Source organism: Streptomyces sp. NPDC005494, assembly GCF_042872025.1.
GTDB lineage: Bacteria > Actinomycetota > Actinomycetes > Streptomycetales > Streptomycetaceae > Streptomyces.
Genome location: NZ_JBIAJR010000008.1, coordinates 204,462 through 216,407, shown reverse-complemented (window position 1 = coordinate 216,407; position 11,946 = coordinate 204,462). Strand labels below are relative to the sequence as shown.

Here is an 11,946-nt window from a genome sequence, read left to right as displayed (position 1 = left end):
ACATGAGAACCCTTCAGACCGTGGCGCTCCTCGCGTCGGCCCTGGGAGCCGCCCTGATGGCCGGGCTGTTCTGCGCGTTCGCCTACGCCGTCATGCCGGGCCTTTCCCGCACCGACGACCACGCCTTCGTACGGAGCATGCAGCACATCAACCGGGCCATCCTCAACGGCTGGTTCCTGGTGCCCTTCCTGCTGCCCCTGCCGCTGCTCGTCCTGGCGACGGTCCTGGCGGCGACGGGGCACAGTCCTGGCGCCCTGCCGTGGATCGTCGCGGCCCTGGCCGCGTACGCGGCGGCGTTCCTGGTCACCGGCACACGGAACGTCCCGCTCAACGAGGCGCTCGACAAGGTCCCGCCGGACGCCGCCCCTGACCGGCTCAGGGAGGCGCGCGCGGCGTTCGAGGACCGGTGGGCCGGATGGAACACCGTGCGGGCCGTCCTCCACACCGCGTCCCTCGGTGCCCTGCTCTGGGCGCTTCATCTGCACGGCTCGGCGTAGAGGCGCCGGTCGCGGGTCCGGTGGGGCCCCAGGAGGTCCGTCAGGCAGCCACGGCGAGAGCCGGCTTGACGAGGGCGGGGGCGCTCACCGGAATCGCGGCCGGGGCGAAGACCACGATGCGCAGCAACGCGAAACGCCCCACCCCGGCCACAGCGGAGGCGGACAGGTACACGGTCTGCTCGACCAGCGCCGAGGGGGAGGACTGCACGGCGTGCAGCACGAGCAGGGCCGCCGTGGTGAACACGTAGCTGACGGCCACCGTGAGCCCCGACTGCAGGTGGACCCGCCACCCCCTGCGCTCGCTCCTGAAGGAGACGCGGCCGTGCAGTTCCGTGGCGATCACCGTGGAGACGACGGTGATCACCGCGTTGGCGACGACCAGCGGCAGATGACCGGCGAGCAGCACCAGAGCAGCACTGGAGGCCAGGCCCACGCCGCCTCCGCAGACGACGAAGCGTACGAAGGCCGCGACGAGCGGGTGGGCGGTGCGCGGCACGGGGCGGTGCGCTGGGGCGGTCACGGGAAGAGCCTCCGGTCGGAGTGCGGAACGGTGTTCTGATTCCACCTCACAGTCTGGGTCCTTCGCGTCCGCCGAACGATCCATCCAGACCCCCTACTTATGTGGGGGTAGCCCCCCGGTACGCCCTGGGGGACAGCCCTGCCTCACGGTCAGGGAGAAGGCCGGGCCGCGTGACCCCGCGCCCTCTTTCTCGTTGACCAAGGCCGCCACCGTCCGTCGTTCGGCCCAGGTGAGGAGCGGTCATGCACGTGCCCCAGCCGGTGCGCCCGGCACCCTCCGGCCCGGGACCCGCCGCCCCGGTTCCCGCCCGCCCGCGCCCCGCCCCGCCGACCGACTCTCTCCGTCCGGCGGCACCGGGCAAGGGCTCGCTGCTGTGGCTGACGGCGGTCGCCATGGCCTTCGCCGCCGTACAACTCGGCTTCGTCGTACCAGGATCAGGGCTGTCGTGGGACGAGACGGTCTATGTCAGCCAGGTCGGAGGCAACGCCCCGCCCGCCTTCTTCAGCGCACCGCGCGCCCGCGGCATCACGTATATGGTGGCTCCCGCGGCCGCGCTCACCGCCTCGACCACGATGCTGCGGATCTGCCTGGCCCTCCTGTCGGCCGCCGGGCTGCTCGTCGCTCTCGGGATCTGGCGCAAGGTCCTGCCCGTACCCGTAGTGGCGGTTGCCGGGGTCCTGTTCGCGGGTCTGTGGCCCACGCTGTTCTACGGCCCGGCGGCGATGCCCAACCTGTGGTGCGCGCTGGGGTCCCTGGCCGCGACCGGCTGGGTCGTCAGGGCTCTGCGCGGCGGCGCCGGCAGAGCGGAGGTGATCGGGGCCGGAGCGGCGGTGGCACTGGTCGCGCTGATGCGCCCCGCCGACGGATTCTGGCTCGCGCTGCCGACGGCCGTCCTGGTCGTCCTGCTGCCAGGACGGCGACTGCCGGGCATGTGCGCCGCGCTTCTCGCCGGACTGGCGGCGGGCTGCGCCCCCTGGGCCGCGGAGGCGTACGCCCACTACGGGGGTGTCGCCGCGCGGCTGCACCGGGCCGGTGAGATCCAGGGCGGGCTGGGCTGGAACATCGCCGTCGACGACCATCTGCGCGCCCTCGCCGGCCGTACCCTGTGCCGCCCCTGCGACATCGGCTGGGAGAGCCCGGCCACCGCGGTCTGGTGGGTGGTGCTGCCGCTGCTCACCCTCGGCGGGGTCCTCGCGGCCCGCAGGGCGGGCCGGGGTGGCGCCGCACTGGTGGCGGCGGTCACCGGGGCCTCGCTGGCGCTGCCGTACCTCTTCCTGGTCGGATACGCCGCGCCCCGCTTCCTGCTCCCCGCCTACGCGCTGCTGTCCGTCCCGGCAGCCGAATGCGTCGCGCACCTCTTCACCCGGACGCGCCGCGCCCGCAGGCCCACCGGTGCCGCCCTGCTCGCCCTTGCCCTGGCCGCGCATCTCACCGTGCAGTTCCTCGTCCTGAGCCACGTGGTCCGCGTCAGCCACGCCACCACCTCGGACTTCGCCTCGGTGGCCCGTGCGCTGAACCGTGCGGGGCTGCGCCCTCCGTGCGTGGTCAGCGGAGACCAGGCCGTCCCGGTCGCGTACTACGCGGGCTGCGCCTCGCGCCAGACCACCGGCCACGACAGGAGCGTCACCCCGCAAGCGCTGCGGGCCACCGCGCGTCACGTACCGACAGCCGTCCTGGTCCAGGAAGGGAACGATCCGCCCGCCCTCGCCGACGGTACGCGTACCGTGCCTCTGCCTTCCGGCAGTGGCGCCAGGGCTCTCCGGGGATATCTGCTGCCGACGTCCGCCGCGCACCTCGCCGGGACGACGTTCGGACGGCTCCGCTGACCGGACGGTCCCGCTGACCGGACGGTCCCGTCGGCCGGACGGTCCTGCTGACCGGACTCCTGCCGGCCGGACGCTCCGACCGACCTGAACGGGTTCTCCCGCCACGCCGAGCGGTCGGGGAGCGGCCGGGGAGCGGACGGGGGCGCGGTCAAGGCCGTCCGAGGCTTCCGGGAGCGCCGGGGTGCGCCGTCCGCCACGCTGCCATCGAAAGGTCCCACTCGTCCCCTGACAGCGCGGTGAGTGAGGCCGGGAAGAGGCCGTCCTCCTCCTTGGCGATGTGGTGGTGCAGCTCGTCCACGGCCGCACGCAGTTGTGCGACGTCGTCGGCGCGTGCCAGATCGACACGGCCGAGGAACACGGCGAGTTCGCGGTGTTCCCGTACGAGAGCGTCGATGTAACCGGAGTACTCCGGATCGCCGCTCATCACCGAGAAGAGCCCCTGTTCCTCACCCTGCCAGTGGGCACGCAACTCCCGCTCCATGCGGGCGACCAGTTCCCCGGCCAGTGCGCTGTCGCCCTGGTCCAGGGCGCGCAGGGCGTCGCCCGCCGTGTCGGTGACGGACTCGTGCTCGGCGATGAACTCCTTGATCAGAGGGATCTCGCGGCAGCCGCAGTAGTGGCACATCCGCCCACCGTAGTCCGGAAGATGGCTTACGGGACGGTTTGTGGATTCTGCCGATCGCCACCGCGCCGGGAGCGGGTCAGAGCCTGGTCAGTACGCCCCGCCACGTCCATCCCGCGCCGAGCACCGCCTCACGCAGAGGGTCCTTCATCTCGGCCGGGTCGAAGCGGAACACCTCGGTCGTCCGCAGACGGCCGTCGTTACCCCGTCCGAGGGTCCACTGCCGGGAGACCGTGGTCACCTGTCCCCGCGCGTACTCACCCGACATCCTGAGCCGAGGGGTGTCGCCGGCCCAGGTAACCTCCCACTGCTCGTCGAAGGTGCGGACCTCGTGCTTCTCCGGGACCAGACGCATCCGGGTCTTCAACGTACGGTCCAGCCGCGTCCGCACGAAGAAGGGCCGCATCGCGGGCTCCGTGATCCGCCACTCCGCGACCAGGCCGGCACCCTCCTCGGGCGTGGCACCGCGCACGCGGTACGGCACCTCCGGCCCGTTGACCGCGAGCAGCGCGGCCCGGACCTCCTGTTCGGAACGCGGAGTGATGCCCCTCTCCGGATGCCTGGTACCGGTCAGTCTGTCGAACATGCCCACCGGAATCGTCCTGTCCACTCGGGTGCGGAGGGCCTCACGCCTCCGCGTCGACCGCCGGCTCCGGGCGAGAGGGCTGGGCTGCGACCGGGTGGATGCGCGCGCCCACGCGCAGCAGGTGGTCCCGGTAGTCCCGCGTGTCCAGAGCCAGCGAGCGGTCCAGCCGTGCGGCGTTGAAGAAGATCTCCTCGTGCTCCAGCACCCCCGGATCCACGACGAGTTCGAGATCAGGGTGGAAGCTGAAGGGGAGGATGGTGCCGCTCACGCTTCCCGAGAGCTCCTCCGCCCGGTCCGCCGAGGCGAACGAGACGTAGCTCCCCTCGGCCAGCGCCTTCAAGCCGGGCAGGTCGACCCGGGCGTCCCCGGGGACCACGGCGAGGAAGTACCGCTTGGTGCGCTTGCCGGTCTTGACCATGACGACCAGGCACTTCGCGCCTTGTGACACCGGGTGCCCCCGGAGTGCGCTGACCTCCTCGGTGCGCCCCTCGGGGGCGTGGTCGACGACGCGGTACCGGGCGCCGTGCTCGTCGAGCAGCGACACGAGCCGCAGATAGGCGTCGCCGCCGGTGACGTCCGCGGACTCCTGCGGGGCGGACGCAAACTGCTGGGGCACGTTGACCATCCTTCGTCGAACAACCGCTGGGCCTGGGTGAGGTGTTGCCGTCACGACGATAGAGGGTGCGCACGCGGTGTCCCGCACCACCCGAAGTGGGTGCGCCTGATCGTGTGTCCGCCGACACGACCTCGTGAGCCGCACTCCTGGCCCCCCGCATCGCCGCCGCCCCCCGCATCGTCCCCGTCGACCACGGCCTGCCCCGGGAACGGCGCGGGACAGCGACGGCCCCGGAGAGGAAGGTGCACGGGGGGCGTGGACCGGTCGTAGGGCGCGTCGGCAGGCCCGGTCACTGCCCGCGTGTTACGAATGCCGGGCCGACGGACGACCGCCTCCGCGCCCCACCCGGGCGCCGCCTGAAACGCGCCGGTAATCCGCTCGGCGCGGGGATTCCCTACCCTCGCTCGGAAATCGTCGGAGCAGCAGACGGAGGCGGTGCCGTGGCCGGCGCACCAGCACGCGGACGAAAGGCCGAACGGGGCACAGGGCTGTCCCACCGCACCATCCACGGCTACCGCCGTGCGTACCGGATGGCGGGGGAGGGGCCCGCCATCCTCCTGATCCACGGCATCGGCGACTCCTCCGCCACCTGGGCGGAGCTGATCCCCGAGCTGGCACGCCACCACACCGTGATCGCCCCCGACCTCCTCGGGCACGGCTCCTCGGACAAACCCAGGGCCGACTACTCGGTGGCCGCCTACGCGAACGGCATCCGGGACCTGCTGGGCGTCCTGGGCATCGAGCGCGCCACCCTGGTCGGGCACTCGCTCGGCGGTGGCGTGGCCATGCAGTTCGCCTACCAGTTCCCGGAACGGACCGACCGGCTGATCCTGGTGAGCGCGGGCGGCGTCGGGCGGGAGGTCAACCCCGTGCTCCGGGCGGTGTCCCTCCCGGGCGCCGACCTGATGCTGTCCATGCTGCGCCTGCCGGGCATGCGCCAGCAGGTCGGCATCTTCACCCGGCTGATCAAGCTGCTCGACACCGACCTCGGCCAGGACGCGGACGAACTGCTCGACCTAGTGGACGCCCTGCCCGACTCCACCTCCCGCAGTGCCTTCATCAGCACCCTGCGCGCGGTCGTCGACTGGCGCGGCCAGGTCGTCACGATGCTGGACCGCTGCTATCTGGCCCAGGGGATGCCCACACTCCTGCTGTGGGGTTCACGGGACAGCGTCGTCCCCGTCCACCACGCCTACGGCGCCCACGCCGCCATGCCCAACAGCCGCCTGGAGATCTTCGACGGCGCGGGGCACTTCCCCTTCCACACCGATCCCACACGCTTCCGGGACCTGGTCGAGGACTTCATGAGCACCACGGCGCCCGCCGACTGGAGTCAGGAACGCTGGCGCGAACTCCTCCGCGCCGGCCGCCCGGGCAGCACACAGGGAGCACCCGACCCCGCTTTCGACCGGGCGGTGGAGCGAGGCCTGCGGGAGGCGAGCGAGCGCAGCGCCACCTGAGGGTGCGTACGGCCGCGGGCCTTCCGCTCCCGCTACGCCTTCCGGGCCACGGCGCACCACATGGGCAGGGTGTCGTCCGGCGTGTCCGCCGGGGCCGGCCGCCAGCGGGTGAGGGTGACCACGCCCGGCTCCAGGATCTCCAGACCGTCCAGGAAGCGTTCCACCTCCTTCTGCGTGCGCGGGGTCGCCGAAGCGTGGCTGGCAGCGCGCTCGTTGTAGATCCGCATGGACTCGGCCACCTCGGGGGCGGTGACGTCGGCGGCCGGATGCGACAGGACGAGGAAGCTCCCGGGCGCGAGGCGGCCCAGCAGACGGCGGGTGACGTCCCACGGGTCCTCGGCGTCCTTGATGTACTGCAGGATCGCCACCAGCATGAGGCCGACCGGGCGGCTCAGGTCCAGGGTGCGGGACGCCGCGTCGAGGATCGTGTCCACGTCCCGTGCGTCCGCCTGCACGTAGTCGGTCTGGCCTTCGGGCCCGCTGACCAGGAGGGCGCGGGCGTGCGTGAGCACGATCGGGTCGTTGTCGACATACACGACACGCGATTGCGGTGCGGCCTGCTGGGCCACCTCGTGGGTGTTCTCGGCGGCGGGGATTCCCGTACCGATGTCGAGGAACTGACGGATGCCCTCCGAGGCGAGATGACGCACCGCCCGGCCGAGGAAGGCCCGGTTGGCCCGGACCGACGGCACGATGGCCGGGTTCGCCCGGGCGGCGAGCTCGGCCGCCTCCTGGTCCACCGGGTAGTGGTCCTTGCCGCCCAGCCAGACGTTGTAGACGCGGGCGGGGTGGGCGTCGGTGGGGTGGGGGGTGGGCAGCGCGTAATCGTTCATCGTTCGTCACCTCGTGCGGCCAAGACGGCCAGATCGGCCTTGTGTTCGGCCACGGTACCCCGGTGATCCACATCGGATCGCCGACCAGGGCGAACGTACGAGGTACGCGGGGTTACGCGGCGAACTCCCCAGCCGCGCCCGCCCGATGCGCTCCGCGGCCGCCGGGGAGCCCGGTGGTCCGCAGAACCGCACGCGCACGCTCCGTCCCGCACGCGCACCCTCCGTCCCGGCGCCCCCGCCTCACGTCCCGGGCGCATGGGGAAGCGGCGGTGCGGCGGCTCGGTGATCCGGCTGCGGGGCGGGCCCGGTGTCCGGCACGTCGTGGTCCGGGCCCGGTGGGGCCGGTGCGGCCGTCGGCCTGACGATGCGGTGCTGGGCCAGGCAGACGGCCACCAGTGTGGCGCCCAGCACCGGCCAGGCCACCGCCCCGAGGGTCACGGCGGCTCCGACGACGACGGGGCCCAGGCTTCGCTGTGCCGACTGGGCCAGGCCGTGCACACCGAGGTAGGCGCCCTGCGCCTCACCGGGGGCGAGCGCGACCGAGAGTTCCCAGGAGGAGAGGGCGTGCAGGATCTCGGCGACGCTGAACGCGACGGCCGCGAGGAGGACCGCGCCGGTGGCGAACCAGGGTCCGCCGTTCGCCGAGGCCGCGAGCGCCACCCCGCCCGTCAGGAAAGCGGCGCCGATCGGCAGGAGCAGCCGGCGCGCGCCCGCTCGGGTCTCCCCGAAGCGGGAGAGAGGCACCTGGAGCGCGATCACCAGCACGCTGTTGAGGACGAGGACCAGGGGCGCCAGGCCGGCCGGGGCGGTGGTGGCGTGGACGATCCACAAGGGGAAGCCCACCTGGAGCAGGCTGTCGTCCAGGAACAGCCAGATCTCCGTACCGGTGAAGGCGAGATAGCGACGGTCGCGCCATGGGGTCACCGCACCCGCGGCGGCGACGGGCCGCCCCGCCGAGGCGACGACGCGGCTGGGGGCGGGCGGTTCGGCGCAGCGGAGGGTCAGCAGCGCGATGACGACGTACGAGGCGACGTTGGCCACCAGGAGCGCCTGGTAGGACGCGGTGGTGCCCACGGTGAGCGCGGCGGCGGCTCCCGCCGCGCCGACCGCCCATCCGACGTTCACCGCTGTGCGCTGGATGGCCTGGTAGCGGACGCGGTGCGGACCCGCGATCCGGGCGGCGAAGAGTTTGCTCAGCACGCTCGACGCACGGTCGGGCAGCGCTCCCAGCGCCGAGAAGAGCGTCAGCAGCACCGGGTCGTGCGTGGTCAGGAGGGCCAACAGGGCCGCACCCCGTGCCAGTTGGGCGACGACCAGCACGCGCGTCACGGGGAAGCGGTCGGCCAGCCGCCCGGCGAGCGGTGGGCCGGCGATCCCGAGGATCCCGGACACCCCCATGAGGACGCCGATCTGGGCCACCGACAGATGCGCGACGTAGATGAAGTAGAGCGTCGAGGCTCCGCTCCACAGACCGGTGCCCACCTTGTCGATGACGGCGACCACCAGCATGCGCCTGCCGTCCCGGCCGCCCGGCACGGCGAACCGCCGGACGAACGGGACGCGGCTCGACGTGGATTCCATCAGCCCCCCTTGACATCATCTTTGTATCGGTACAAACTTTGCTCTGTGGCAGAACAATATGGCATCGCCGGTGGTACGGCCAGGGAGATCTCGGCGTCCGTGGAGAGCCGCGTGGCCGACGGCACGCTCGGCCCGGGCGCCGTGCTGCCCCCGGTGCGCAGGCTCGCCGAGGACCTCGGCGTCAGCGCCGGCACGGTCGCGTCGGCGTACAAGGAGCTGCGCGGGCGCGGAGTCGTGGTGACCCTGGGGCGCGGCGGCACGGTGGTGGCGTCGGTCCCCGCGGTCACCTCGCGGCGCCCTCCCCGAGTGCCCGAGGGGCTGCGGGACCTGGCGGGAGGCCACCCCGACCCCGCCTGCCTGCCGGTGCTGCGGCCGCCCGGCAGTGTCGCCCCCGTGCCTGGATCGCATCGTGCGTCCCCGAGGCTCGCGGCACTGGAGGACGCCACCCGCGACTGGTTCGCCCGGGACGGGGTGCCGACCGGTTCGGTGACCTTCGCGCACGGGGCGCTGGACTGCATCGGCAGGCTGCTGTCGACCGAGCTCAGGCCCGGCGACTCCGTGGCCGTGGAGGACCCCGGGTTCCATCACCTGCTCGACCTCGTGCCCGCCCTCGGTCTGCGGATGCTGCCCGTGACGGTCGACGACGAGGGCATCCGGCCGGAGGCGCTCCGCACCGCGCTGCGGGCCGGGGCCAAGGCGCTGGTGTGCAGCCCGCGTGGCCAGAGCCCGGCCGGCGGACGCTTCACCCCGGCCCGTCGCGACGAACTCCTGTCCGTGCTCGGTGACTTCCCCGACGTCCTCGTCGTGGAGGACGACCACAACGCGGAGATCGCCGGCGTGGACGCGGTGACCCTCGTGTCCGGAGGGCTGCCCCGCTGGGCCCAGGTGCGTACGGTGTCCAAGCACCTCGGCATCGACCTGCGATGGGCCGCCCTCGCCTGCGACCCGGCCACTCTCGCGCGGCACGACGGACGTCTGCTGCTGACCTCCGGATGGGTGAGCCACATCCTCCAGGCCACCGTGGCCGACCTGTTGACCGATCGGTCGGTCACCCGGCTGGTCGCCGACGCGGCCCGCACCTACACCACCCGCCGCGAGGCCCTGTGTTCGGCGCTGGCCGAGCACGGCATCGAGGCCCGCGGGGTGAGCGGTCTCAACGTATGGGTACCTGTCCGCGACGAGTCCGCCGTCGTCAACGGGCTGCGCACCCGGGGCTGGTGGACGGCGGCGGGGACCCGCTTCCGCATCGCGACCCCACCCGGGGTGCGCGTCACCACCGCCACCCTCACCCCGGCCGAAGCGACGGTGCTCGCCCGCGACTTCGCGCAGACACTCGCCGAGTCACAGGCGGTGTACGGAGGTTAGACGCGTGCCGGGGCGGACGGCTCGGGCCGGCGGCGTGCGCGGAGCCGGCCCCGGGCGGTGGCCGTCAGGTGGCGGTGGGGGTGCGGATGGCGGCGATGTCGAACTGCAGCCGGAGCCGCTCGCTCACCATGGCGCCGCCCTCGGCCAGCCGGGCGTTGTAGGTCAGCCCCCAGTCGGAACGGTTGATGGTGGTGGTCCCGTCGAAACCCACACGCTCGTAGCCGAACGGGTCGGTCACGTAGCCGATGTAGGTGAGGTCCAGGGTCACGGGACGGGTGATGCCCCTGATCGTGAGGTCGCCGTTCATGCGGTAGACGTCCTTGCCGACGAGCTGCACCTCGGTGCTCACGAAACCGATCCGCGGGTGGCTCCTGGCATCCAGGAAGTCGCGGCCGACCACATGGGCGTCACGTTGTTCCACGCCCGTGTCGACACTGGCCGTGACCAGCGAGATCTCGGCCCGGGACCGCTCCGGTCGACGCCCGTCGAAGTAGAGACGGCTCTCGTACTCCAGGAACGCGCCGCGAACCGTCGTCACCATCGCGTGCCGCACCGAGAAGCCGATCCTGCTGTGCGCGGGGTCGATCATCCACTCCCCGGTGAGCGCCGCCAGTCGCGGATCCGGCGAAACGGCGGCACCGGCGGCCACCGGGGCGACGGTCGGCTCCTCGGTGCGGGGCTCCGGGCGTCGGAGCAAGGAGCTGCGGCTGAAGAGGTTCATGACAGTTAGTTACGCTGGGGTAAGTGAGGCCCGCAAGAGATGATCAAGGAACCCGAACATTCGTGGTCAGACCTTCACAAGGTGACGTCCCGGCAAAGGCCCGGCGGTAGCCGAGCGTACCGGTGGGCGCCGCGCGGCGTGGAGCTGAAGCGCATCGTGAAGTGATGCCAGGTAATGCGGGGTTGTGTGGTGCCTGCGGGGCGGACCGGGAGCGGTGGCTGCGCGCTGGTCATGCCTCAACGGTGATGTGACGTGGCTGAGCGTGACCAGCAGTGACGCGCTGTCGCCAGGCAGCTGTACGTGGCGCGTGCCGGCCTGTACGCAGGAGGGGGAGGGCGCGGCGACCGTCGGGGGCGGACGCGGCCGGAGCCGGTGGCGAACCGCCACCGCCGTCCGAGCACCCCCGCCTTCGGTTCTCAGCCCTTCGGCTGGGTGAAGCGGAGGTGGTTACCGAAGGGGTCGCGCAGACCGCAGTCGATTCCGTACGGCCTCTCCGTCGGCTCGTCGGTGAACTCCACGCCCCGGGCCAGCAGCGTCTCGTACGTCTTGCGGCAGTCGTCCGTGGTGAGGATGAGCGCGCTGCCCAATGCCCCCTTGGTCAGCAGTTCGCGTACCTGATCCGCCGTCTCCTCGGACATCGCCGGAGGGCCGGGCTTCTCCAGCAGGACCTGGCGGTCCGGATGCCCGGGGACGCTGACGGTGAGCCAGCGCATGAAGCCCATGTCGACATCGGCGTTGACCTCCAGGCCGAGCTTGCCGACGTAGAAGTCGAGGGCCTGGTCCTGGTCGAGGACGTAGATCTGTGAGTGCGTGATCGCGTTGAACATGTGGACCACGCTAGTCGGCGGGACCGGCGAAAACTTATCCGAAACTGCTCGGGTTGGCGGTCGGCAGCCGACGGTCGGCGGCCGGTGCCGGCAGGCGGCTCAGACGCTCGGCCGCGTCCACGCCTTCGTGAAGCACGTGGGGACGTCCACGGCCGCCGACTCCTTGCGGTACGTCCTCGGCGACCGGCCGACGATGTCGCGGAACGTGCGGCTGAACGTGCCCGTGCTGCCGAAGCCGACCTCGTAACAGATGTCCGTGACGCTTCGGTCGCTCTCCCGCAGCAGGAACATCGCCCGCTCGACGCGGCGGCGCTGGAGATAGCGGTGGGGTGTCTCGCCGAAGGTGGCGCGGAAGGTGCGGGCGAAGTGTGCCGGGGAGACGTGGGCGATCCGGGCGAGGGCAGGCACGTCCAGCGGCTGCGCGTACGCGCGGTCCATCGCGTCCCGCGCGCGGAGCATACGGCGGTTGGTCTCTTCGGCGGTACGGCTCAC

General features: G+C 72.3%; 13 protein-coding genes. 4 read left to right on the top strand and 9 right to left on the bottom strand.

The genetic code is table 11. From position 1 onward, the window contains the following. Positions 1-2 precede the first annotated feature (2 nt). On the top strand, positions 3-497 hold the full coding sequence (locus ACFYQ6_RS23500) for a DUF1772 domain-containing protein (protein ID WP_361577760.1): 495 nt from the start codon (positions 3-5) through the stop codon (positions 495-497). A gap of 40 nt (positions 498-537) precedes the next feature. On the opposite strand, the gene ACFYQ6_RS23495 is transcribed toward ACFYQ6_RS23500, so the two are convergent. Further along, a complete protein-coding gene (locus tag ACFYQ6_RS23495) occupies positions 538-1,017 on the bottom strand; it encodes a hypothetical protein (protein ID WP_388764728.1) in 480 nt (159 codons plus the stop codon). A 242-nt stretch (positions 1,018-1,259) separates the two neighbouring features. On the opposite strand from ACFYQ6_RS23495, the gene ACFYQ6_RS23490 reads away from it, so the two are divergent. Next, entirely contained in the window at positions 1,260-2,843 is a 1,584-nt protein-coding gene (locus tag ACFYQ6_RS23490) for a hypothetical protein (RefSeq protein ID WP_388764727.1), read from the top strand. A 148-nt stretch (positions 2,844-2,991) separates the two neighbouring features. Here ACFYQ6_RS23490 and ACFYQ6_RS23485 read toward each other — a convergent pair whose 3' ends face one another. The 3 genes from ACFYQ6_RS23485 to ACFYQ6_RS23475 all read right to left on the bottom strand — a co-directional run bounded on the left by ACFYQ6_RS23485 (position 2,992) and on the right by ACFYQ6_RS23475 (position 4,667). Next, entirely contained in the window at positions 2,992-3,468 is a 477-nt protein-coding gene (locus ACFYQ6_RS23485; protein WP_388764726.1) for a hemerythrin domain-containing protein, read from the bottom strand. A gap of 76 nt (positions 3,469-3,544) precedes the next feature. Continuing rightward, positions 3,545-4,051, bottom strand: coding sequence for a hypothetical protein (locus ACFYQ6_RS23480; RefSeq protein ID WP_388764724.1), 507 nt, complete (start codon positions 4,049-4,051; stop codon positions 3,545-3,547). 40 nt (positions 4,052-4,091) lie between these two features. Beyond that, complete coding sequence (locus tag ACFYQ6_RS23475) at positions 4,092-4,667, bottom strand: YbaK/EbsC family protein (protein WP_388764722.1); 576 nt, start codon at positions 4,665-4,667, stop codon at positions 4,092-4,094. Between the two features lie 440 nt (positions 4,668-5,107). Between ACFYQ6_RS23475 and ACFYQ6_RS23470 the strand changes: the two genes are divergently transcribed. Continuing rightward, positions 5,108-6,127: an alpha/beta hydrolase gene (locus ACFYQ6_RS23470; protein WP_361577777.1), complete on the top strand. Its 1,020-nt coding sequence runs from the start codon at positions 5,108-5,110 to the stop codon at positions 6,125-6,127. A 32-nt stretch (positions 6,128-6,159) separates the two neighbouring features. On the opposite strand, the gene ACFYQ6_RS23465 is transcribed toward ACFYQ6_RS23470, so the two are convergent. Together ACFYQ6_RS23465 and ACFYQ6_RS23460 are read right to left on the bottom strand one after the other, a co-directional pair. After that, complete coding sequence (locus ACFYQ6_RS23465) at positions 6,160-6,960, bottom strand: SAM-dependent methyltransferase (protein ID WP_388764720.1); 801 nt, start codon at positions 6,958-6,960, stop codon at positions 6,160-6,162. 240 nt (positions 6,961-7,200) lie between these two features. Beyond that, a complete protein-coding gene (locus ACFYQ6_RS23460) occupies positions 7,201-8,541 on the bottom strand; it encodes an MFS transporter (RefSeq protein WP_388764719.1) in 1,341 nt (446 codons plus the stop codon). Positions 8,542-8,586: 45 nt separating this feature from the next. On the opposite strand from ACFYQ6_RS23460, the gene ACFYQ6_RS23455 reads away from it, so the two are divergent. Beyond that, positions 8,587-9,906 carry an aminotransferase class I/II-fold pyridoxal phosphate-dependent enzyme gene (locus ACFYQ6_RS23455; RefSeq protein ID WP_388764717.1) on the top strand — a complete coding sequence of 440 codons (1,320 nt, stop codon included), beginning with the start codon at positions 8,587-8,589 and terminating at the stop codon, positions 9,904-9,906. 64 nt (positions 9,907-9,970) lie between these two features. Here the strand turns inward: ACFYQ6_RS23455 and ACFYQ6_RS23450 are convergent, their stop codons facing one another. The 3 genes from ACFYQ6_RS23450 to ACFYQ6_RS23440 all read right to left on the bottom strand — a co-directional run bounded on the left by ACFYQ6_RS23450 (position 9,971) and on the right by ACFYQ6_RS23440 (position 11,913). Further along, a complete protein-coding gene (locus ACFYQ6_RS23450; RefSeq protein WP_388764715.1) occupies positions 9,971-10,627 on the bottom strand; it encodes a YceI family protein in 657 nt (218 codons plus the stop codon). Between the two features lie 416 nt (positions 10,628-11,043). Next, positions 11,044-11,454 carry a VOC family protein gene (locus tag ACFYQ6_RS23445; protein WP_361577792.1) on the bottom strand — a complete coding sequence of 137 codons (411 nt, stop codon included), beginning with the start codon at positions 11,452-11,454 and terminating at the stop codon, positions 11,044-11,046. Positions 11,455-11,553: 99 nt separating this feature from the next. Next, the gene (locus ACFYQ6_RS23440) at positions 11,554-11,913 is read right to left on the bottom strand and encodes a helix-turn-helix domain-containing protein (RefSeq protein ID WP_388764895.1); all 360 of its coding nucleotides are present in this window, start codon (positions 11,911-11,913) and stop codon (positions 11,554-11,556) included. Positions 11,914-11,946: the final 33 nt, after the last annotated feature.

Coding starts and splice junctions, on each gene's coding strand:
- ACFYQ6_RS23500 (WP_361577760.1), top strand. CDS start 3: ATGAGAACCCTTCAGACCGTGGCGCTCCTCGCGTCGGCCCTGGGAGCC.
- ACFYQ6_RS23490 (WP_388764727.1), top strand. CDS start 1,260: ATGCACGTGCCCCAGCCGGTGCGCCCGGCACCCTCCGGCCCGGGACCC.
- ACFYQ6_RS23485 (WP_388764726.1), bottom strand. CDS start 3,468: ATGTGCCACTACTGCGGCTGCCGCGAGATCCCTCTGATCAAGGAGTTC.
- ACFYQ6_RS23480 (WP_388764724.1), bottom strand. CDS start 4,051: ATGTTCGACAGACTGACCGGTACCAGGCATCCGGAGAGGGGCATCACT.
- ACFYQ6_RS23465 (WP_388764720.1), bottom strand. CDS start 6,960: ATGAACGATTACGCGCTGCCCACCCCCCACCCCACCGACGCCCACCCC.
- ACFYQ6_RS23460 (WP_388764719.1), bottom strand. CDS start 8,541: ATGGAATCCACGTCGAGCCGCGTCCCGTTCGTCCGGCGGTTCGCCGTG.
- ACFYQ6_RS23450 (WP_388764715.1), bottom strand. CDS start 10,627: ATGAACCTCTTCAGCCGCAGCTCCTTGCTCCGACGCCCGGAGCCCCGC.
- ACFYQ6_RS23445 (WP_361577792.1), bottom strand. CDS start 11,454: ATGTTCAACGCGATCACGCACTCACAGATCTACGTCCTCGACCAGGAC.
- ACFYQ6_RS23440 (WP_388764895.1), bottom strand. CDS start 11,913: ATGCTCCGCGCGCGGGACGCGATGGACCGCGCGTACGCGCAGCCGCTG.